Genomic DNA, 20,547 nt, shown 5'->3' on the forward strand with positions numbered 1-20,547 from the left:
CGCTAATTCAATCTATTTCTGAAAATTTTATCCCGAAATTCGATTAAAAGGTGCGTCAATAACATGCGCGGACCGTGTGCCCACCAGTAGCTAATATTTTCATCTTGGAATAATAAGTTGTATTTTGATTGTGAAAAACAGAGCACTAAAAGTAGTTATCTCATGATTCTGGCACGCTACCGCCCCGGGCTTACAGCTACCTGTTAACTGATAATTCTTAATTTACTCAACTAATTTTGGCTATTATACCCCAAATTAGCTCGAGTGAGGTAGTTATTAACTAAACTATCTATAAATAAGGTATACTTACAGATAAATCTTACAGCCCCCCTCCCCCACTTTAGTTCATCACTCTTTTGATATTTCATTATTTTCAGCTAACAGCTGATATAGATTGGCCTCTTAGATCTCCAAAAAGTTGATATAACTTAAATTAGTGATAAGTGAAATGGCATAGTTAATTTGGCAACCATGCCCGTAATTGGTAAACTTGCAAGCAACCTGATGATAAAAGTGATTCATCCAGTTCAACTTTTCCCCCAGGTAAAAAGAGAAGATAAACCTGATGCACCTTGGTTTGTGAAAGCTTCCAACTGAACTTGTTGTTGAAATTGTTGCGGGGAGAACAATTCATCTTCATTCCATAATAGCCGGTAAATTTTCATTCAATGATCCTTTTATTTAAGCAAAAGCAATTGGCATTATTGCTCTTTTTCCTTAATAAAACAAAGAGGTAAGGTGCAGGATTCTAATTTAGAAAGTAAAGCATTATTGATATTTTGATATGCTACCGCCCTTAGCCGTAAACCAAGGCTCATAAGGTAAAACGGTAAATTATTCCAAAGCAAATCCGTCCTCAGAGACCATTAAAGACAACGAAAAACTCGCTTTCACACCAAACAACACAAGTAACTTATCTTAAATAAATAGTTTGAATTATAGGTAAAGTTAAGTAACCCAGCAATATTTTTTATCTATTTATTTTAAATAGATATGAATACTCATATATAGAGTTATACGTACCCTGTTAACAACAGATAAAAGGTGCGTATTATGCAACTTAGGAGGATTTTCATGTCAGTGGATTCATTACCCTCGACAACAGCATGACTTAAGCTACTGAGGACGGTTGTACATATAGCAGTGGCATCAGTTTGCCTGATTGATTGCCACCCACAAGGCAATTAGAAAAGTGTCTGAAGTGAAAGCATAGCGTTATCAGATATGAGGTTTGTCATGAGAAGGAATATCAACACAGTGAGTAGCACGCGTTAACGATATTAATCTTTTTGATCCTCCATATTACTTTTCCGTGCTTATCGGCTGAACAATACATATTCATTCATGATAGTTGTTAATCCCCAATTTTCGGCTTTCCTATCAATCTCCCATTCCACGAGTTGCTCTTTGGATTTCAACTTAAGTGTATGGTTCCAATCGTCTAACGGTGACCCCAACAGCAAATTAGACCAACATAACCAGACCAATTTCGGTGGTATTTCCGGATCATTAAATTGCTGAAATAAACTGATTAACTTGTTAGCAAAGGAGTGCTGTTTCAGACGCGCACATTCACTGAGCAGTATGCCTTCCAGCATAGGGTGGTAGCGTAACAGCCGTTCATCAATATGAAAACTCAGCCTTAAATCCTCTTCTTCGGTGAGCTTGTCAGGGTAGGCTTAATTTTGGTGGCAGTACCGTGGTCACATTAAGTGAAAGCGTGATTGATTAACCTAACACCATGAGCATTAAAAGGTCATAATGGAAACGATTTTTCTGTTTTAGGCTGATGTTCCTCTGTTACATTCTGGGCAGGAATACACCAAATCCCCTCATGGCACTTCGGGCAACATTTTTGATTACTTGTAAAATACTCACGACACTGCACGCAAAACCAATTCGTGACCTTTAAAATAGGGGACACTGATCGAACCTGTGTGCTCAGTCGTGCCTTGTCTTCTAAGCTCTTGATCTTACTGATGACCCGCGGACAGTGCTCTGCGCTCTGAGGATCAGAATGGGTAAACCATGACTCCGTTGGCGTCTTGTGCAGTGTGACGGGCTCACCGCAGTGAGCACAGTAATAGTTTTCTCGTGAATAACTCGGTTCTTGGGTGGCTCCCGCGAAACGATTGTTCTGCGTTAAGGCTAGCGACATTTTGACTTCATGTAATTTAAGCATGGGTGTGCTCCTTCTGTAAAATTTAAACTAAACGTTCTGAGTACCCAACATTCAGGATCCACACTCGGCAACCCACCTTGAAACTTAGAAGACCACTGAGCTGTGCCTGCATACGTATCGAGCCAGGTTCGTATGTTTAGGGCGTCGCTTTGCCTAGAGCGCATTCAATCGCACCAGGTGTGGTTAAAATTGAGTTGGTGGGTAATGGGTGGGTATGCTATGAAAAATGCTCGGCGACTCGCGCTAGTGCCTTAGGATCCAAGGGCGGAATTGCCCTCTCTCGATTCATCAATGCGCGCTTGTAACCACTGTTCTACTTCACTTTTCAACCATCTTGAGCTGCGTCCCAGTTTAATCGGTTTGGGAAACTCACCGTCCTGTATGAGCTTGTAGAACCATTTATCCGTAAGTCCGGTAAACTGAGTGATAAATTTCATATCAACAAACTGGTCATTCAGCAGGCTGGTGGTTGGGGTTGTTTGAATCGTCATTGTCTTGTCTCCTAAGTATGAAAAGGAGAAGGCGACTGAGGTGGGGAATGCGTGGTGTCAGTCGTCCTTCAGACAATAACGGACTGCTGTATTTTTTTATTGCGCCTCATCGATAACATTCGGTTCAGTGAGGTCCGTCAACCGCAGCAATGGAGTGCGTACCAACGATTCAATACCTTGATTATTCAGCGCGTAATGAAAATAGCTGTGGTTTTCGGTGACCTGAGAAGCAGGTATGCTGTAAATCCCCTCTCTGCACTTCGGGCAGCACTTTCTGACTGGTCGCTGCTGGCTGGTGTAAAACCGTCGACACCAGACGCAATACCATTCCGTGATGGGCTTTATGGGATGAAGCTCGGAGAACTGTTCAGCTTGTTGAGATTGTCGCGTCAGATAACTGATAGCCGCGTTTACCTCAGGACAATCGAGGTATTTCTTATCAACGGGGTGTGCAAAGAAAAAATGCCGTTTACGGCGGTCCAGATACACCGGTAAGTGACAGTGTGGACAGTAAAAGGGAATGGGTAGTGCCGGTTGCCAGCGCTCCTGCTCTTTAAAGGCATTTGTCAGGCGGCCATCAGGTAATTCAGCGATACCGAGCTCCAGTTCATTCAGATTGTAAATGTTCATTGTTTTTCTCCGGTGTGTTGTGTGTTTGAGCAGGACAGTAATAATGGGTCTGAAACCCGTTATGGCGAAGCGGAATATGACGGTATCGGGTATTACCATACGTCGGAGGATGGACGGGTTAATCTGCGTCAGGAAGTCGATCCCAGTAACAACAGCCCAATTGTCATTGCCTATGTTGTCGGCACCGACCACGCTACGGTCTACAGCAACTGCAAAGTGACGGCTGAAGAGGAGTAATGGGTGTGAATAACGCGCTCAGCGCCATTCTGAGCGTTTTATTAAGGCAAGGGTTAAACTTGCACGGTGTCGCCACAATAAACGGCTATAAGGGCCATAGAGATCATCATACAGCCCCTTGCTGCTACAGCATTCCCTATGGCTGACTTAACGATGACGGGAACGAGGACGACCTATCGGCTTATCATTCACATCAGGTAGACGGGAGATATGGTAAATCGGGTCAAAGGGTTTCTGCTCGGCTTTGGCTAAATAGTTCACCTGCCTTACGACCAGCATAATCATCAAAGTGTACCGGACGGCGTATAGCGTATCGATAATCGCGGCCTGTAATTTATTTTCATGTCAGGCTGTTCGTCTACTTGTTGGGGTAATGACCCGCATATTCCTTGGTCAAGTATTTCCCGTGAGTCCTATGCACTGTTCACATCAGCATCAAAGTCTTTTAATATTCCCGCACTGACTGGCGCCTATGGCATTATTAATGATAGCAGATCTCGTTATGCTTTTCATGGTTGCTGTACAAAAAACTATCAATCGGCACCTTCCTTAGCACCCTAAAGATCGTCTTCTTTTGACGTTCATATAATATTTCACTAGTGAGTTGTAAAAAATCGCTGTAACTGACTAAATTAATAATACTTAGCCTCTAGAAGCGGTGATACGTTCATTCAGCCACTGTTCTACTTCACTCTTTAACCAACGTGAGCTACGTCCTAACTTTATTGGTTTGGGAAACTCACCGTCCTGTATGAGCTTGTAGAACCATTTATCCGTTAATCCTGTCAGATGAGTGATAAATTTCATGTCGATAAATTGGTCATTCAGTAAGGGGTAATCAGTTGTATTGGTCATCGTTTGTTTCTCCTAAATGTGAAAAGGAGAAGGATCCGAAAGGGTTAATGAAATGCGGTGTGAATCCTTCAAACAATAACGCCATGCTGTATTTTTTTATTCACTTCGATGGTTAATGCTTCTCACAGCTAATACATAAACTGAACCCACTACTCCCTTTCACTAGACAATACGATAAACACGCTCAGAACCATTCTGAGCGATTTAATCAGCTAAGTGCTATGATGGGATGACTACGGTGTAAAAAAAGCTCTGGTGAAGCGAATAGACGTATTTAAGACGAAGAGGACTTACGAGGACGACCGATCCGCTTTTCCGTAGGCGGAGTCGAGAGATGGTAGATAGGTTTAACGCCTTTTTGTTCGTATTTAGCCAAGTAATTGACGACATACCGCATCGCTCTTTTACCCCGTTTATCATCAAAGTGGATCGGTTTACTGATATCTGCACGATATTGTTTATTGTCGGTACAATGATAAAGATAACCTTCGCCTTCCGTAATGGTTTCCCAGAGCATATTCATTCGCTGATTAAAGTCCCATTTCTTACGATGTCGTTGACCATCCACATAGATGACAGCATGAGCATGTAAGCCCCTATCAGGAGCTTCTTCCAATACCCAGGCATAACCTATTACTCCGGGATATTTTGAGAGACGTAACATCAGGATACTCATATCCCGACTGAATTGATGTTCATCTTCGTAAATGTATCGCTCACTGTCTTCACGCCAATGGAAATCCGTTCTTATCATCAATATCTTCGAGTAGTGTTCAAAGAGTTTGGTTTGTTGTTGATAGAGTAAATTTTGTAATTGAGGGATAGCAAAGCTCATGGTAATAACTCCGTTAAGTAGAAATTAACTCAACGGATAACAGGAGACTGTAAATTATTTTCTAACGTACAAAAGAAAATGGTCGTTTTTATTTTAGGTAATGGATAACCACGCCACTCGGATATTTTATATTTAACCCAGAGGGGTGGAGGGTTAATGTTGTTTTTAGTCGGCGTGGTTTATTGATTAATGATGTAATGATGAATCATAGATATTGAGGTTAGGTAAGAGTGATATGAGAATGGATATATTGATAATGGATATCTTGATAATGGATATCTTGATAATGGATATCTTGATAATGGATATCTTGATAATAACATTAATAACCTAAAGGTTTCGTTTTAAATACCCCTGACAGGGTAAGAATGACAACAAGAAAAATAAAAAACTTACTCTCCCACCCGAATAATAGAGAAAAATAAAGTTTATCCACACACAAAACACACCACTAACGAAAGGCGGCCGATAAAATCGCACCCACAGCTCCAAGAAAAAACCGACTTCAACGACAACATCAAGAATAAATAAATAGTTTAACTACCACATTAAATAACTCATCCAACACTATCAATACGAAAAAATTAGTTTTTTCTGATTTAGAGCCTATCTCAATAGGTATTAATTACCACATAAAAGATATATTATCACTGTAACCAAAACCTTATACAGCCTGACTTTTAAACATCGATATGGCTGGGTAAGGTGATGAATTCAGCTCCTATTGAGATAGGCTCATAGACTCAAGAGAGTGTATGTTACATACGTATACTTCGTTCCTTCCTCTCTACCCCTCCCATTTTTAATGATGATATTTTCAACTCTGGGTGTATCAACCTTTTTGTGCTATAACGTTGTTCATATGATTTCTAGACTAGTAAATTTTTATACATACTATCCATAGATGGGAAAATCGCACTAGCTAACTGATCATCTCACCAAAATTATTAGCATATTATCAGTATGTTAGTAGTTAAAACTCACACTAAGATTAACTATTTATTACAATTTCAATTTGTTTATGGTATTGTTTTGTTACTTTTCACTTACTGGGTAATGATTATTTATGGCATTCAATACATTCAATACAAAGAGTCAACAACACTACTATTCTCCAGATCTAGTTCAATCTTATTTTGTTTTTCATTCACTAATTGATCATTTAAAGAACCAAGGTAAGAGTTGGCGTTTTGATAGAAGAGGATATAATGAAGTGGAGACGTTAAATAAAGAAATAAATGAGATTAGAGTTGAATATAGTTTAGATAATGAAGTGTCTAATTTTAAATCATTATTTAAAAAAATTAAAAACTCACTCATAGACGAAAATCTTAATTGGATTAAAAACGATTTAAGGTCTGCTTTATATTTGTGGTTTCAATGGGGTTATGGTGATAGCGAGTCCGATAAATTATTTTTTGAAGAATTAGAAAGTACTCCCTCAGACGTTAATGAGGTTATTAATAATATTTGTAATGATTTCTTTCTTAACTACAAAAAAATGGATATCTTAAAAAAAAGAATCCAAGGACTCCATGCTAAGTGGCAATATTTAAGTAGAAAAAAAAGGCTAAGTTGGTTAGATGTCAATGATCCTCACCAATCTAAGTGGGCATATAAATATCTTTGTGATAAAGATAAAGTTTTTCGCAGTAGATTTATATGTGATCCGATTAATCAAGGAATTGTAGTGCAAGTTTATTATGATATTAATCATAATAATAATGGGATTAAATTTATTTTTCATGAAATGAATAATGCTTGGAATCAATATAAATATCGTAAAAATAATGCAGATAAAAAAGTATTAAGTGGTTACATTAGCCAAGATGCAAAAATGAAGTTAACAGAAATGGCAAAGAAAGCACGTATGCCTGAATATGAGCTCATAGAGCTCCTTATTCTTGAGTACTATGATACTGAAAAAAAATAATTTTCATCAAAATGTAATTTTTTTCAAACCTATATTACTTCCTTGAAAGATACAGGTATTGAGCCTTTTCATTTATCATAGGAAGTCATTATGAAAACAAATCCCTCCACCACCGCTTCACCTTTTGAGGCGGTGCTTTCGCCACTCCCCACGGCAATTAAACATCAATTACAACATAAACTGAGCGAGCTTATTCATTATTCGCCCACAATCGGTTTGATGGGAAAAACTGGTGTCGGAAAATCCAGTCTATGCAATGCGCTGTTTCAGTCTACCTTATGCCCTATTAGTGCTGTCAGTGGTTGTACCCGTTCAGAGCAACGATCAACCTGTGTTTTACGCTCAAACAGCGAACTAAAAGAAGGAAGTTGAGATCTGCATTGTTTCACCTTCTGTATCTTATTCTTTTGGTAAAGTGGGGGTAGAAAAAAAAGAGATGGATATCTTTGTACCTGCAAACATAACTTCATTTGCTAGTCAAAGTCATCGGTTTTATAGCATCAGTGAGTTTACTATACGTAATGGTGATACCATTATAAAAGCATCATCAGACTAACCCATTAATTAACTTACATTTATTTTTATATCTGTATTATTTTAGTGAATCAATCATCAGAATGCGTCACTAAAAATGATACTCAATATACCTATCATTTCGAGAAAGCTCTGCACCGCAAGGTGTAGGGCTTTTTTGTTTATTACTGTCTATCAATATCGACTAAATTGGAGTTCTACTATGTTTACCTTACAAGAGCAAGAATCAACGGTTATCAAAACCAACCTCGTCAATTCCCGTGGTCGTAGTACCTTCTGGCGTTTTTACTTTGGTACTGTGCCAGACTGGCAGCGTATTGAAGGCGATATCTTTAACATGATGGCGAAGCTTTGTAATCGCTATCAAGGTGCTTTCTGGGAGTTCAGTATGCTGTCTAATGGCGGCGCATTTATCTGGCCTGATATGCTCGAAACCTCCCTGCAAATGTTTAACCCGCATAACGGAAATGAAGCTGAGTTAAGCCCTGAAGCAGCCGGTATTGCTGTCTGTTTACTGGTGTATAGCATCTGGTCATTTAAAACCGAAAGCCCTGTGCTGGTGGAATATTTTTACCTGTTGCGTGATTACGCTATACAGCATCCGGAGCAAGCACAAATCTTTCGCCTTATAGACTGATTTATCAGTCACGGTTTTATCTTTCCCCCCACCAGCAATCTTCATTTAATCCATTTATCGAATGATTTATCAGTTTAATTATTGAGGAGAACCCCTATGTCTCGTTTAGCTTCCCGTTTTGGCAATGCTTGCTCTATTCGTCGTGACCGCCCGCTAACTACCGAAGAGCTGTATCGTACTGTACCCAGTGTTTTTGGTGAAAACAAACACGAATCCCGCAGTGAACGATATGCCTATATCCCTACGATTACGTTATTAGAAAGTTTACAGAAAGAAGGTTTTCAGCCGTTCTTTGCTTGTCAAACGCGTGTTCGTGATATTAGCCGTCGTGAGCATACCAAGCATATGTTACGTCTACGTCGTGAAGGTCAAATCACCAGTCAGCAAGTGCCTGAGATTATCTTGCTCAATAGTCATGATGGCTCAAGTAGCTATCAGATGTTACCGGGGATGTTCCGATTCGTTTGTCAGAATGGCTTAATTTGCGGACAAACCTTTGGTGAGGTGCGTGTACCGCACAAGGGCGATGTGGTGGAAAAAGTGATTGAAGGGGCTTATGAAGTGTTAGGGCTATTTGAACGCATGGATGAGCAACGTGATGCCATGCAGTCCCTATTATTACCGCCACCAGCCCAACACATCTTTGCTCAATCTGCTCTCACATATCGTTATGGTGAAGCGCATCAACCTGTGACCGAAGCACAAGTATTACAGCCACGCCGTGTAGAAGATAAGAAGGACGATCTTTGGACAGTGTACCAACGTTTGCAAGAAAATTTAATTAAAGGGGGATTATCAGGCAGAAATGCGAAAGGTAAACGCGCTCGCACGCGTTCAGTGAATGGGATTGATGGTGATGTGAAGCTTAACCGAGCCTTGTGGGTGATGGCTGAAAATATGCTTCAACTAGCCTCGTAATGATGGAGATATTAACGATGGAGAGTATCAATACTTATACGAATACCTTAACACTGCTTCCTAATGAACAACGTACTATCAAACGTGCGTTGACCATACTGGATAAGTATCTGCGTGAACCGGGTATTGCTTTTACATCAACGCAAAATGTGAGGGATTGGTTACGGCTAAAAATGTCAGCATTAGAGCGTGAAGCGTTTATTGTGCTCTACTTGAATCAACAAAATCAGTTGATAAGCAGTGAAACCCTGTTTGCTGGCTCGATTAGCAGCACACAGGTTTATCCTCGTGAAGTCGTCAAACGAGCACTTCATTTTAATGCTGCTGCCGTTATCTTTGCACACAACCATCCGTCAGGCGATATCACGCCAAGCCAAGCGGATAAATCTATCACGCAACAATTAATAAAAGCATTGCAGCTAATTGAAGTACGAGTACTTGACCATCTGATCATCGGTGGTCAGCAAATCTTCTCTTTCGCTGAGCATGGCTTAGTATGAGGTGAACCATGAATATCATCCGTAAATCCGCAGCAATGAAGATCCATCAGCAACATTTAGGCTCTCGCCTTGCTCGTTATTGTAGGGGAAAGTATAAATGGGTTGGTAATAGCGAGCATTATATTGGTAAGGAGGTGCCAGATTGTCGTGGCGTGTTAGCTGTTTATGTTGAACGTCGCCAAGACAGAGATGGCCCTTATGCGTGTGTCATGTGTGTGACATTGAATTGAATAAGTACTGATCACTTTGAGTTTATCCTATATTGGATGGATAAATTAAGCCTACTTCCACTTTGATTAGTATTCAATGGCACATATCAAACCGTTGGATCTTAACTGAATTAGGCATTGAGGAATTAAACAAAAATGACACAATAAGACATCATTAAACATGTCAAATTGGCAATACCATGATTCATACTAGAAACAATTAACATGAACATGATCCCCATTAAATGTATACTTAAAAAGGATTCGAATACGTTATAATTACACCTGTCATCTGTGCAAAAAAACAATCTATTTGCTGCGCTCTATCGCCCAAACCGTGCTCAACAAAACCCACCAAACGGACCGAGGGTACAAAAGAGGGTATAAATAAAATCAAATTCAATTAATATTTTTAAATACAACTAGTTACAATGAAAAGTCGATTCCGAGTCCGGCACCACTTCTTTAAAGAACCCGCTCAAAAGGCGGGTTTTTGCTTTTCTAGCTACGGTAGATTTCAGGCCGTTGCAACACGTTATTTATTGACTGGATTTCACGCCATTTTTGCAGATGTTCTTTGCTGTTAAAGACACCTTTACCCCCTCATAAACCTATCTCTTATTTTCTTGTGTAAGTATTCCATAAAAACAAATCATTAACTTTAACAGATATGTCAATTTCAGCTTTTCATTCACACTAGGCTATCAGATTGAATTGTGTTCTATCTACGAAACCTGTCAGCTTAAATCTGAGCTGATACAGTCATGCTACGCTTTAATGTGTCTGGCAGATATACATAAAATAATAGGTGTAGCAATATGCTGCGCTATTTAATGAGTTTTATCTGGAGTATGGAAAGAAACCCGGAGCGGTATATTCAACTATGTCGGGATGTTTTATAACAGTAAGCGTTAGCATGGCTTGCGTGTTCTTATATCACCAACGTAATATAAATATCAATATTATCAATTAGTAACACATGTTTACATAGCTCGTATTAATTCAAAATTAAATTAAGACTAACCTTCAGGTAAGGAAAAAATATAGAGTTTAAAAAGATAACTTGACCATCTTCACATTTTATAAAACATTAATTTGAAGTTATGCTTCATTTGATGTTTTATATTGGAGTTTAATTCTAAATAGAAATCTCACTTATAACCACTACAAGAGTGAACGCGTATGAAAATAATAAAGAAAATATCTTATCTCTTTTTCACCATAATACTGTCTTCACCAATATTCTCATCGACCAGTTTTGCTGAGAAACTCCCCGCCCTTCCTGTGACATTAAAAAATGGAACCGGAGTAATTAACCAAAATATTATTTACATAGGTTTAGGTAGTACAGGAAACTCATGGTATAAACTTGATCTTAATGAAAATAAAAAAAAATGGGAAAAAATAGCTGATTTTCCGGGTACGCCAAGAGACCAAGCTATAGCAATTAAGTTAAATAATAATATTTATATATTCGGCGGAGCGGGAAAAGAAAATATTGAGAGTGAAACAATAAGCTCATTAACAGATGTTTATCGTTATTCACCAAGTGAAGACAAATGGGAAAAAATAGATACTAGTTCACCTTATGGCTTGGTTGGTCATGCAGGGGTTAGTATCAGCACCAATAAAGCTATCATTCTTGGAGGAGTAAACAAGCAAATATTTGATAAATATTTCATTAATTTAAATCATGCTAAAAACAATTCATCTATTAAAAGTAAAGTTATTAATGATTACTTTAATAAACCCATAGAAGGCTATTTTTTTAATCGAGTCATACTAACTTATAATGCAGATAATAATCAATGGGGTTCATTAGGCACTATTCCTTTTAATGGAACTGCGGGTTCTTCATTAGTAAATGATAACAATTCAATAACCTTGATTAACGGTGAATTAAAGCCTGGGTTACGTACTAGTGAAATACAAACGGCTATATTAGAAAATAATCAACTACAGTGGAATACTACTGTACAGAAACTTCCTCCACCATCACCTGAGCAGCAGCAAGATGGCTTGGCTGGTGCATTTGCAGGTTATAGTGCTCATACCTTACTTGTTGCTGGGGGTGCTAACTTCCCTGGGTCTCAGGCTAAGTATTCACAGAAACATTATTTTGCACATCAGGATTTAGACAAAAAATGGCATAAAGAAATTTATGGGTTGATTGATAATCAATGGAAAGTAATTGGTGAACTACCGATCCCTCTTGGTTATGGAATCACTATTGAGCATGGTAATTCACTATATTTAATCGGAGGTGAAACTACAAAAGGTGAGGCAGTTAATTCTGTAATCACTTTAACATTAAAAGATAAAGAGCTAATTATTAACTAAACCAGTTAAATTTATAAATTATAATAACCAACCAAGAACTCCATATTAAATTTATGGAGTCTTATCCACTCAGGTAAAAACTATGTTTAATAATAAAATTTTATTGGCATGTTGTACTTTTTTTATGTCATTTCAATTAAATGCGACTACACTAGACTTTCGTCATGAATATTCAGATTCATCCAGAATAAATAAAGATCGCATTGCCTTTATTCATTCATTTTCAAATGGTATCGGATTTTATATTGATGCCAGTATAAAGTCAGGTGGTGTTGACGGCGAAAAAGATAAAGTATTTAGTGATGTTGTTAATAATGCTATCGAAATGGGGCTAAGTTACAACCATAAGATAAATAAAAGTATAACGTTACAACCGGGATTAATTTTTGAAACAGTTACAGACACATCAATTTATAAACCTTATTTAAAGGCGCAATATAATTTTGATAACGGTTTATATATTGCAGGCCGTTATCGTTTTGATTATGCCAGAAAAACAAAAAAAGCTGTTGATGACGAAAAAACAAATCGCTTTGATGCGTTTATTGGCTATAAATATAATAAATACAAAATTGAATATGACTACACACAAATGTATAGCGATGGCATAAAATATGATAATAAGAAACGTAATTATGAACATAATGTCTCTTTCTCTTACCAATTGAGTGACACATTCACTCCTTATATTGAAGTTGGAAATGTTGCGGTAAGCCCGACCAGTGACGCCCGTCAAACTAGGTATCGTTTAGGATTACAATTCCACTTTTAAATCTTATGTAAAAAGATGCCAAAAATTATAGTGAGTAATTACTCCATTACTCACTATATTATTTTTTCATATTTATCAATAAATTAAGAAAAATATTTTATTATTTGATCTTCTTCACAAATTACGACTTTCGTAATTGAGGAATTTAGCTTCATAAAATAACATTAATTGGAGTTATACTTCAAAATAAAATGGTGAGTTCAAAATGGCATTGATTGAAAAGATGACTACGGATATTCAACAAAAAGGAGGGCTGATCGTTTCTTGCCAGCCTGTCGATAATAGCCCTATGGATAAGCCAGAAATTGTTGCTGCAATGGCTCAAGCTGCAGTTAATGCAGGTGCAGTAGCAGTACGAATTGAGGGAATAGATAATTTAAAAGCAACTCGCCCTCTTATTGATGTGCCAATTATTGGTATTGTCAAACGCGATTTACTGGATAGTCCTGTCAGGATCACACCTTGGTTAAGTGATGTAGAAGCACTAGCAACAGAAGGTGCCGATATTATCGCTTTTGATGGTACGGATCGTGTACGCCCAGTTCCAGTCAATGAGTTATTGGCTTGCATACACCACTTCAATAGGTTGGCAATGGCAGATTGTTCCACATTTAATGAGGGAATGTATTGCCAGGAATTAGGAACAGAATTTATTGGTTCAACTATGTCTGGCTATACCGGTGGTGAAATACCAAAATTACCTGATTTACAATTAGTGGCAGCACTCGCTGAAAATGGATGCCGTGTAATAGCCGAAGGCCGCTATAACACACCTATGATTGCAGCAAGAGCTATACAAGCTGGAGCTTGGGCTGTCACAGTTGGTTCCGCATTAACCCGACTTGAACATGTCTGTGATTGGTTTACCCATGCCCTCAAGTTACAGCAGGAATTAGTTAAATGAATATATTAGCAATTGATATTGGAGGAACAAAGATTTCGGCTGCATTAATCAGTCGAGACAATCAACTTACGCACCATACTCAAATTACAACCCCTGCAAGTGCATCACCAACTCAACTCTATGAAGCTTTGGTGGCGATAACTACACCACTAAAAGCGTATGCAGATGGTGTCGCCGTAGCCTCTACAGGGATTATCTGTGATGGCGTATTAACTGCATTAAATCCTAATAATTTGGGAGGATTAAAAAATTTCCCGTTAAAAAAAACACTTTCTACAATAACCGGTTTGCCTTGCTGGTTACTCAATGATGCTCAAGCTGCTGCATGGGCTGAATATGATTACCGCCATGAAAATATCTCTGATATGGCATTTATTACAGTATCGACAGGGGTTGGGGGCGGGGCCTAATTCAACAAGGACAATTACAGCTAGGAAAACGAGGTATTGCAGGCCATCTAGGCCACACTATAGCTGATCCTCATGGCCCTCTTTGCGGCTGTGGTCGTTATGGATGTGTCGAAGCTATCGCTTCCGGCCGTGCCATTGCTTCACAAGCTGTAAATGAACTTGCAGGTAAAGATGCTAAAGCTATTTTTACTGCCTATTACCAGGGAAGCCTTCAAGCGAAAACAATAATTGAAAACTCAGCAAGTACTATAGCTAATTTAGTTGCTGATATTAAAGCAATAATAGATGCCGACTGTGTTGTTCTTGGTGGAAGTGTTGGATTAGCAAATGGATATATCGAGCTTGTTCAAGCAGCTATCAGACAACAGCCCGAGGCGTTACAAGTCCCTATTTTAGCTGCTCACTATCATCATAATGCTGGACTTTGGGGAGCCGTTCTTTGGGCTAGGAAACACTAAAAAACTGTCGTACTCCTTACCTTTTACCTTACATATGGCAGGACTAAAAAAATGCAATTACATGATTTTGGTTTCGTTAATTATGCAGTGCTATTTGGATATTTAGCCGCAATGTTACTCGTTGGTGTTTATTTCTCTAAACGCCAAAAAACAGCGGATGATTATTTTCGTGCCGGGGGGCGGGTTCCCGGTTGGGCTGCCGGCGTTTCTGTCTTTGCAACAACATTAAGCTCAATTACCTTTATGTCAATTCCAGCGAAAGCTTATACTTCTGATTGGACTTTTATTATTGGCCAATATTTAGCGATCGCCATTTTGCCATTAGTATTTTATTTCTATATTCCTTTCTTTAGAAAATTAAAAATCACTTCAGCCTATGAGTATTTAGAAGCCCGTTTTGATATACGAAGTCGTTTATTTGCCAGCCTGTCATTTATGTTATTTCATATTGGTCGTATTGCAATTATCACTTATTTGACCGTACTCGCACTACGTCCTTTCATAGGGATAGACCCTATTATATTAGTTGTACTGATTAGTCTATTATGTATTATTTATACATGGATGGGAGGGATTGAAGGCGTTATTTGGACAGATGTTATTCAGGGATTGTTACTTTCAGGTGGTGCTGTTTTAATCTTTATCATGATTTGTTTTAAAGTTGATGGAGGTATTAGTGAGATTTTTACCACAACAGCACAGGCTGATAAATTTTTCCCGGATGCACAGTTACGCTGGAGTTGGACTGACAGTACTATTCCTGTATTAATGATTGGTTTTTTATTTGCCAATATTCAACAATTTACTGCAAGCCAAGATGTTGTCCAGCGCTACATTGTGACTGATTCTATCGAACAAACTAAACGTACTTTAATCACAAATGCTAAATTAGTTGCCATTATTCCTATTTTCTTTTTTGCCATTGGTTCAGCCCTATTTGTGTATTACAAACAAAATCCAAGTTTGTTACCTGAAGGTTTTAATACCGGAGGTATCTTACCCTTATTTATTGTTACAGAAATGCCAGTGGGTATTTCTGGGCTAATCATTGCAGCTATCTTTGCCGCTGCTCAATCGAGCATATCTAGTAGCTTAAATAGTATTTCTAGTTGCTTTAATTCTGATATCTATATTCGCTTAAGTAAAGTTGAACGGCGTTCAGAACAAAAAATGAAAGTCGCCAGATTAGTTATAATTATAGCTGGAGTATTCAGTAGTTTAGCCACAATTTGGCTAGTTTTATCTGACGAGTCTGAAATATGGGATGCTTTTAACAGCTTAATCGGTTTAATGGGTGGCCCTATGACCGGACTATTTATGTTAGGTATTTTTGTTAAACGTGCTAATGCAGGTAGTGCGGTCGCAGGCATTATAGTAAGTATCATTGCTGTATTAGCAGCCCGTTATGGCAGTGACCTTAACTTTTTCTTCTATGGTGTAATAGGTGCTATGTCAGTAGTCATTATTGGTACAATTACTGCGCCATTTTTCTCGGCAGCAAAACAAATTTCATTGGATGATAGTGAAATATCAAGGAACTCATAGGAGGTATCTATGTTATTTGGTCATATATCTGACGCGGCAGTAATGCCTGAAATGAATTTGGTATTACGTAATATAATTAAAAAGGCACTCGCACTCGACCCATTCTCTTTAGAACCGGGAAGCTACCCTATTGATGATAATGATGTATTCATGAATGTAATGTCATTTGAAACACAATCTCGAGAACAAAAATGTGCAGAATTACATCATCGCTATATTGATATACAAATTTTACTATCCGGTGAGGAAGTTATAGATTACGGCGTTCGAAATTCGGCTAAAAATGCCACTGTTTACAGTGAAGCGGATGACTACCAACTCACAGATGTCATTGAAAATTGTCAAACATTGTCATTAACACCCTCTATGTTTGCTATTTTTATGCCTTATGAACCCCATAAACCAGGTATAGCAGCAGAGGAAGGAAACAGTATATTAAAAAAAGCAGTAATTAAGGTAAACCTTAATTTGCTGACAAGTTAATTTTCATCAGTTCCAATTAAACGCTTTATTTCTAATGCATCAATAAATTGTATATTGATGCAAATGGAATAAAGCGTTTTGTTATTATCACATAATTATAAGAGCAAGGCTTTTTTTAACCCGCCAGAATTGATACTCTTGTTAGCAGAATTCCATTCCCTTTGAACTTCGGCAAACAAGGATAATTTTCATGACAAAACAGTCAGTTACCAGACTGAAGCCAGGTAAAATACTCGACACACTAGGGGCAATGAAAAATAGCCTGACGCGAGTATCACAGCGTATTGCTGAATATATCCTGTTTCATCCTGTTGAAGTCACTCAGCTTTCCATCGCACAACTTTCCCAAGCGACTAAGGCGGGTGAGGCAACTGTAGTGCGTTTTTGCCGCACTTTAGGCTATAAGGGCTTTCAAGACTTTAAAATGGATTTAGCCATTGAAATGGCGACATCGGATAGTGAAGAATCACCAATCCTTGATGCTGAAGTTAGCCATCAGGATGATATCCATACTATAGGTTTAAAATTACAAGCAACCATCAATAATGTGTTATCAGAAACATTAAATTTACTTGATATGACGCAAGTTCAAGATGCTGTAAATGCGTTGCTATCATCGAATTATGTTTTTATCTGCGGTGTGGGTTCCTCAGGGATCACAGCAGAGGATCTAAAAAATAAACTGATGCGTATTGGATATCGAGTGGATGCTGTTACCAATAACCATTTTATGTATATGCAGGCTTCCTTATTGAAACCGGGTGATATCGCGATTGGTATCAGCCATTCCGGAAACTCACCGGAAACAGTTCATGCACTGAAACTTGCAAAAGAAGCAGGGGCTACCACAATTGCGCTAACGCATAATTTAGGTTCACACATTATGGAATATGCCAATTATTATCTGATTAATGGTAATCGACAGGGGAAATTACAAGGTGATTCTATTGGTACAAAAACAGCACAACTGTTCGTTTTAGACTTACTATATACCCTACTTGTCCAAGCTCAACCTGAAATGGTCAAAGAGCAAAAACTGCGTACACTAAATGCATTAAAAAATACCAATTCAGCATGAGTTTATAATCAGTGTTATGTGGTCTTGAACAAAAACCAGCTAAAGATCACACTTTCATTTTTCTCTTTCTTTAACGCTAATTTCATTATTGCGTTCTGAACGATTGAGCCTTAATATAGAGCAAAACTCCATATCATAATAAATAAAGAAATCAACCTCCAAAAAAGGAATAATAATGAAAAAACTCTCTGGATTAATCGCTGCACCTCATACACCTTTTGCTGCCGATGGCAGTATTAATTACCCTGTCATTGATAAAATTGCAGAACATCTTATTGCAAGTGGTGTCACGGGTGCTTACGTATTAGGAACAACAGGAGAAGTTATCCATTGTTCTGTCGAAGAACGCAAAAAAGTCGCTGAATGCTGGGCTGCTGCCAGTCAAGGACAACTAGATATCATTGTTCATACAGGTGCACTCAGTATTGCAGACACTATAGAGCTATCCCGTCATGCTGAAACGTTAGATATTCAAGCTACATCAGTAATTGGTCCTTGTTTCTTTAAACCAAGCAATGTAGATGACTTAGTTGAATATTGTCGTTTAGCAGCGATGAATTCGCCTTCTAAAGGCTTTTATTACTACCACTCTACTATGTCAGGTCTAAACATTGACATGGAAAAATTTTTACAAGCGGCAGGAAAAACAATTCCGAATTTATCCGGAATGAAATTTAATTCTCCTGATATGTATGAATTTCAACGTTGTTTACGTGTTGATGGCGGTAAATACGACATTCCATTTGGTGTAGATGAATTTATACCGGCAGGGTTAGCTTGTGGGGCGTTAAGCGCTGTAGGAAGCACCTATAACTATGCGGCTCCTTTATATCTTGAAATAATTGAGAAATTTAACACTGGTGATTACGATGGTATCGCTGCATGTATGGATAAAGTAATTGCAATTATTCGTGTGCTGGTAGAATACGGTGGTGTTGCTGCAGGTAAAGTTGCAATGCAATTACATGGTATTGATGTTGGTGACCCCCGCCGTCCACTACGCCCATTAACTGCAGCACAAAAAACGGATGCATTAGCAAAATTTAAAGCGGCCGGTTTTCTATAATTAACTTTACTCTTGTTGAGTATTAACAACACAAGCTTGTTTTTTTACATCTCCCCCATTTGATGATGACAGTGGCCTTCGAAGTGAAAGCCACTCTTTATTTCTTAAAATATTCCCCCAATAAGTTATCCGATTAAGCTGAATAACATCATGTGTAAAATCAAAAAAAGAATATATTGTCACCTATATAAGCAAATCATTTTTTATTACAGATAATTATATTTTACTACACTTGATTTTTTTATTTTTAGCAGTGAATAATGCAACCGCCCCCTGAATATTAACAGAAACATCTTCAAACAAAGAAGCAAGTGTCGTTTCAAGTGAATCCGCAGAGTCATAAACATTGCTAAAAATTCCTTTTTTATTATAGACTGACATTAGCTTACTTCCAAAACGATTATGCTTAACCCCCTTTCCAAGAATAGTCGCACCATATAAAGTGCCATCATCCTTAAGTGTTTCACTGATATTCATCATCGCTTGTTTCTTATCACTCATTTTCCCTGGCAAGCAATGTAATAAATAAAATATGGATACTGAATCAAATGCCCCTCTCAACTCACCAGTAAATCTGTTAAAAATATCATGACAGAAACAAGAGTTTAATTTCTCATCAGAAATATATTTTTTAGCATATTCTAAACTGTGAATATTAAGATCGGAAAGTGATATTTTATTAATTTCATCTGCAGCTTTTTTTAAATAAAAACCAGTCCCAACACCAATATCCATATGGTTGTTACCAAGATGAGATTTAAAGTGAGGAATTAAAAATTCATCAGTATTACAACGCCATGCATAGTTATTAGATATATTTAGTACCCACCAGTCATATAGAGCCAAAGAGAGAGGTGTATATACTTTAGAACCATCATTTGTGTTCAATGACATAAAATCTCCATAATGGAAAAAATATATATTATTTTTTTATTATTTATTTTAATAGTCGAAAATAATGAGTGATAAGTCAGGTTATCACATGCTATAAGTGTAGGATTATATACTTGGTATTATTCAGAGTTATTTATATCACATCCCATCTTTAATCGGAAAAAACTCTGACAATTTCACACATGCGCCATTAAAATCATCTAAAGATATATCTCCATCTATTCGCCCCATTCACACCATAGCCTAACAAAACAAATCAAAAAACTAATAAATATGCATATCATCTTTGGTATGCTTCATCTGTGATAACCATAAACCATATGCCTTTCTAAATAATTTATCAGAAACCATTTACACAGATACTGGATAAAACCCACAAGGTCATGAAATACAAAATAACGAAATTTAATCATAACGATTAAAACGAACATAATTCACGCAAGTAAATTAACAAGTTATATTTTTATTGTCAGTTTACCTCTTTCGAGGTATTTTCATTGAGCTAATACTGTGTGGAAAATCATCTGTATATCCCTTTCCTGAAGAGCGGGTATAATAGTCACCCTGAAGGTTTTTTTGAAAAACCGCATTGTCCATCCGAAATATCAAACAACATGATCTTGTTACCAAGATTAT

Annotated in this window: 23 protein-coding genes and 2 pseudogenes; 16 read left to right on the forward strand and 9 right to left on the reverse strand. The window is 37.7% G+C overall.

The annotated features are described in order from the left end of the window. Positions 1-527: 527 nt before the first annotated feature. From SJ312_RS21575 to SJ312_RS21590, 5 genes are all read right to left on the reverse strand, one after another. On the reverse strand, positions 528-665 hold the full coding sequence (locus tag SJ312_RS21575) for a hypothetical protein (RefSeq protein WP_223672709.1): 138 nt from the start codon (positions 663-665) through the stop codon (positions 528-530). Between the two features lie 651 nt (positions 666-1,316). Continuing rightward, entirely contained in the window at positions 1,317-1,598 is a 282-nt protein-coding gene (locus SJ312_RS21580) for a hypothetical protein (protein ID WP_251465204.1), read from the reverse strand. A gap of 158 nt (positions 1,599-1,756) precedes the next feature. After that, a complete protein-coding gene (locus SJ312_RS23530; RefSeq protein ID WP_060561591.1) occupies positions 1,757-2,182 on the reverse strand; it encodes a putative zinc ribbon protein in 426 nt (141 codons plus the stop codon). A gap of 251 nt (positions 2,183-2,433) precedes the next feature. Then, positions 2,434-2,673 (reverse strand): helix-turn-helix transcriptional regulator, encoded by a 240-nt coding sequence (locus SJ312_RS21585; RefSeq protein ID WP_080025649.1) that lies wholly within the window; start codon positions 2,671-2,673, stop codon positions 2,434-2,436. 96 nt (positions 2,674-2,769) lie between these two features. Further along, positions 2,770-3,303: a hypothetical protein gene (locus SJ312_RS21590; RefSeq protein ID WP_072749370.1), complete on the reverse strand. Its 534-nt coding sequence runs from the start codon at positions 3,301-3,303 to the stop codon at positions 2,770-2,772. 21 nt (positions 3,304-3,324) lie between these two features. Here SJ312_RS21590 and SJ312_RS21595 point away from each other — a divergent pair, with 21 nt between their 5' ends. Continuing rightward, complete coding sequence (locus tag SJ312_RS21595) at positions 3,325-3,540, forward strand: hypothetical protein (RefSeq protein WP_080025647.1); 216 nt, start codon at positions 3,325-3,327, stop codon at positions 3,538-3,540. 147 nt (positions 3,541-3,687) lie between these two features. Here SJ312_RS21595 and SJ312_RS21600 read toward each other — a convergent pair whose 3' ends face one another. Next, a complete protein-coding gene (locus SJ312_RS21600; RefSeq protein WP_181468800.1) occupies positions 3,688-3,825 on the reverse strand; it encodes a hypothetical protein in 138 nt (45 codons plus the stop codon). A gap of 81 nt (positions 3,826-3,906) precedes the next feature. Here SJ312_RS21600 and SJ312_RS21605 point away from each other — a divergent pair. Next, positions 3,907-4,050 (forward strand): annotated as a pseudogene (locus SJ312_RS21605) (transcriptional regulator); the annotation flags it as partial. Positions 4,051-4,182: 132 nt separating this feature from the next. On the opposite strand, the gene SJ312_RS21610 reads toward SJ312_RS21605, so the two are convergent. Then, positions 4,183-4,395: a helix-turn-helix transcriptional regulator gene (locus SJ312_RS21610; protein WP_319868344.1), complete on the reverse strand. Its 213-nt coding sequence runs from the start codon at positions 4,393-4,395 to the stop codon at positions 4,183-4,185. 274 nt (positions 4,396-4,669) lie between these two features. Continuing rightward, positions 4,670-5,059, reverse strand: a complete 390-nt coding sequence (locus tag SJ312_RS21615) for a hypothetical protein (protein WP_413776571.1) — start codon at positions 5,057-5,059, stop codon at positions 4,670-4,672. A 1,237-nt stretch (positions 5,060-6,296) separates the two neighbouring features. On the opposite strand from SJ312_RS21615, the gene SJ312_RS21620 reads away from it, so the two are divergent. The 14 genes and pseudogenes from SJ312_RS21620 to SJ312_RS21685 all read left to right on the forward strand — a co-directional run bounded on the left by SJ312_RS21620 (position 6,297) and on the right by SJ312_RS21685 (position 19,017). After that, a complete protein-coding gene (locus SJ312_RS21620) occupies positions 6,297-7,163 on the forward strand; it encodes a hypothetical protein (RefSeq protein ID WP_319868346.1) in 867 nt (288 codons plus the stop codon). A 90-nt stretch (positions 7,164-7,253) separates the two neighbouring features. Then, positions 7,254-7,535, forward strand: coding sequence for a GTPase (locus SJ312_RS21625; protein WP_375097482.1), 282 nt, complete (start codon positions 7,254-7,256; stop codon positions 7,533-7,535). A gap of 364 nt (positions 7,536-7,899) precedes the next feature. After that, complete coding sequence (locus tag SJ312_RS21630; protein ID WP_004917455.1) at positions 7,900-8,334, forward strand: antirestriction protein; 435 nt, start codon at positions 7,900-7,902, stop codon at positions 8,332-8,334. 96 nt (positions 8,335-8,430) lie between these two features. After that, positions 8,431-9,252 (forward strand): DUF932 domain-containing protein, encoded by an 822-nt coding sequence (locus SJ312_RS21635; protein WP_161709830.1) that lies wholly within the window; start codon positions 8,431-8,433, stop codon positions 9,250-9,252. A gap of 17 nt (positions 9,253-9,269) precedes the next feature. Then, positions 9,270-9,752, forward strand: coding sequence for a JAB domain-containing protein (locus tag SJ312_RS21640; RefSeq protein ID WP_014656726.1), 483 nt, complete (start codon positions 9,270-9,272; stop codon positions 9,750-9,752). A gap of 8 nt (positions 9,753-9,760) precedes the next feature. Continuing rightward, on the forward strand, positions 9,761-9,982 hold the full coding sequence (locus tag SJ312_RS21645) for a DUF987 family protein (RefSeq protein WP_004917300.1): 222 nt from the start codon (positions 9,761-9,763) through the stop codon (positions 9,980-9,982). 1,161 nt (positions 9,983-11,143) lie between these two features. Beyond that, a complete protein-coding gene (locus tag SJ312_RS21650) occupies positions 11,144-12,301 on the forward strand; it encodes an N-acetylneuraminate epimerase (RefSeq protein WP_110591179.1) in 1,158 nt (385 codons plus the stop codon). 82 nt (positions 12,302-12,383) lie between these two features. Beyond that, complete coding sequence (locus SJ312_RS21655) at positions 12,384-13,073, forward strand: oligogalacturonate-specific porin KdgM family protein (protein WP_036958047.1); 690 nt, start codon at positions 12,384-12,386, stop codon at positions 13,071-13,073. A 205-nt stretch (positions 13,074-13,278) separates the two neighbouring features. Then, positions 13,279-13,977: an N-acetylmannosamine-6-phosphate 2-epimerase gene (locus tag SJ312_RS21660; protein ID WP_004258889.1), complete on the forward strand. Its 699-nt coding sequence runs from the start codon at positions 13,279-13,281 to the stop codon at positions 13,975-13,977. Next, positions 13,974-14,845 (forward strand): annotated as a pseudogene (nanK, locus tag SJ312_RS21665) (N-acetylmannosamine kinase). The gene SJ312_RS21660 and the pseudogene nanK overlap by 4 nt, the downstream one beginning before the upstream one ends. Before the next feature lie 51 nt (positions 14,846-14,896). Next, the gene (locus SJ312_RS21670; protein WP_004258898.1) at positions 14,897-16,390 is read left to right on the forward strand and encodes a sodium:solute symporter; all 1,494 of its coding nucleotides are present in this window, start codon (positions 14,897-14,899) and stop codon (positions 16,388-16,390) included. Positions 16,391-16,399: 9 nt separating this feature from the next. Next, the gene (gene nanQ, locus SJ312_RS21675; protein WP_004258903.1) at positions 16,400-16,873 is read left to right on the forward strand and encodes an N-acetylneuraminate anomerase; all 474 of its coding nucleotides are present in this window, start codon (positions 16,400-16,402) and stop codon (positions 16,871-16,873) included. Positions 16,874-17,063: 190 nt separating this feature from the next. After that, positions 17,064-17,951 carry a MurR/RpiR family transcriptional regulator gene (locus SJ312_RS21680; protein WP_004258907.1) on the forward strand — a complete coding sequence of 296 codons (888 nt, stop codon included), beginning with the start codon at positions 17,064-17,066 and terminating at the stop codon, positions 17,949-17,951. Positions 17,952-18,126: 175 nt separating this feature from the next. Beyond that, entirely contained in the window at positions 18,127-19,017 is an 891-nt protein-coding gene (locus tag SJ312_RS21685) for a dihydrodipicolinate synthase family protein (protein WP_319868348.1), read from the forward strand. Between the two features lie 216 nt (positions 19,018-19,233). Here the strand turns inward: SJ312_RS21685 and SJ312_RS21690 are convergent, their stop codons facing one another. Further along, positions 19,234-19,911 (reverse strand): class I SAM-dependent methyltransferase, encoded by a 678-nt coding sequence (locus tag SJ312_RS21690; RefSeq protein WP_319868350.1) that lies wholly within the window; start codon positions 19,909-19,911, stop codon positions 19,234-19,236. Positions 19,912-20,547 lie beyond the last annotated feature (636 nt).

Origin of the sequence: Providencia sp. CIM-Carb-044 (genome assembly GCF_033901115.1) — a bacterium.
Taxonomy (GTDB): domain Bacteria; phylum Pseudomonadota; class Gammaproteobacteria; order Enterobacterales; family Enterobacteriaceae; genus Providencia; species Providencia hangzhouensis.

What these genes read in the sequence shown, in the direction of transcription:
- SJ312_RS21645 (WP_004917300.1), top strand. Translation starts at nt 9,761, where the DNA reads ATGAATATCATCCGTAAATCCGCAGCAATGAAGATCCATCAGCAACAT.
- SJ312_RS21630 (WP_004917455.1), top strand. Translation starts at nt 7,900, where the DNA reads ATGTTTACCTTACAAGAGCAAGAATCAACGGTTATCAAAACCAACCTC.
- SJ312_RS21670 (WP_004258898.1), top strand. Translation starts at nt 14,897, where the DNA reads ATGCAATTACATGATTTTGGTTTCGTTAATTATGCAGTGCTATTTGGA.
- nanQ (WP_004258903.1), top strand. Translation starts at nt 16,400, where the DNA reads ATGTTATTTGGTCATATATCTGACGCGGCAGTAATGCCTGAAATGAAT.
- SJ312_RS21660 (WP_004258889.1), top strand. Translation starts at nt 13,279, where the DNA reads ATGGCATTGATTGAAAAGATGACTACGGATATTCAACAAAAAGGAGGG.
- SJ312_RS21610 (WP_319868344.1), bottom strand. Translation starts at nt 4,395, where the DNA reads ATGACCAATACAACTGATTACCCCTTACTGAATGACCAATTTATCGAC.
- SJ312_RS21640 (WP_014656726.1), top strand. Translation starts at nt 9,270, where the DNA reads ATGGAGAGTATCAATACTTATACGAATACCTTAACACTGCTTCCTAAT.
- SJ312_RS21580 (WP_251465204.1), bottom strand. Translation starts at nt 1,598, where the DNA reads ATGCTGGAAGGCATACTGCTCAGTGAATGTGCGCGTCTGAAACAGCAC.
- SJ312_RS21620 (WP_319868346.1), top strand. Translation starts at nt 6,297, where the DNA reads ATGGCATTCAATACATTCAATACAAAGAGTCAACAACACTACTATTCT.
- SJ312_RS21680 (WP_004258907.1), top strand. Translation starts at nt 17,064, where the DNA reads ATGACAAAACAGTCAGTTACCAGACTGAAGCCAGGTAAAATACTCGAC.
- SJ312_RS23530 (WP_060561591.1), bottom strand. Translation starts at nt 2,182, where the DNA reads ATGCTTAAATTACATGAAGTCAAAATGTCGCTAGCCTTAACGCAGAAC.
- SJ312_RS21690 (WP_319868350.1), bottom strand. Translation starts at nt 19,911, where the DNA reads ATGTCATTGAACACAAATGATGGTTCTAAAGTATATACACCTCTCTCT.
- SJ312_RS21600 (WP_181468800.1), bottom strand. Translation starts at nt 3,825, where the DNA reads ATGATTATGCTGGTCGTAAGGCAGGTGAACTATTTAGCCAAAGCCGAG.
- SJ312_RS21685 (WP_319868348.1), top strand. Translation starts at nt 18,127, where the DNA reads ATGAAAAAACTCTCTGGATTAATCGCTGCACCTCATACACCTTTTGCT.
- SJ312_RS21585 (WP_080025649.1), bottom strand. Translation starts at nt 2,673, where the DNA reads ATGACGATTCAAACAACCCCAACCACCAGCCTGCTGAATGACCAGTTT.
- SJ312_RS21655 (WP_036958047.1), top strand. Translation starts at nt 12,384, where the DNA reads ATGTTTAATAATAAAATTTTATTGGCATGTTGTACTTTTTTTATGTCA.
- SJ312_RS21575 (WP_223672709.1), bottom strand. Translation starts at nt 665, where the DNA reads ATGAAAATTTACCGGCTATTATGGAATGAAGATGAATTGTTCTCCCCG.
- SJ312_RS21635 (WP_161709830.1), top strand. Translation starts at nt 8,431, where the DNA reads ATGTCTCGTTTAGCTTCCCGTTTTGGCAATGCTTGCTCTATTCGTCGT.
- SJ312_RS21650 (WP_110591179.1), top strand. Translation starts at nt 11,144, where the DNA reads ATGAAAATAATAAAGAAAATATCTTATCTCTTTTTCACCATAATACTG.
- SJ312_RS21590 (WP_072749370.1), bottom strand. Translation starts at nt 3,303, where the DNA reads ATGAACATTTACAATCTGAATGAACTGGAGCTCGGTATCGCTGAATTA.
- SJ312_RS21615 (WP_413776571.1), bottom strand. Translation starts at nt 5,059, where the DNA reads ATGTTACGTCTCTCAAAATATCCCGGAGTAATAGGTTATGCCTGGGTA.
- SJ312_RS21625 (WP_375097482.1), top strand. Translation starts at nt 7,254, where the DNA reads ATGAAAACAAATCCCTCCACCACCGCTTCACCTTTTGAGGCGGTGCTT.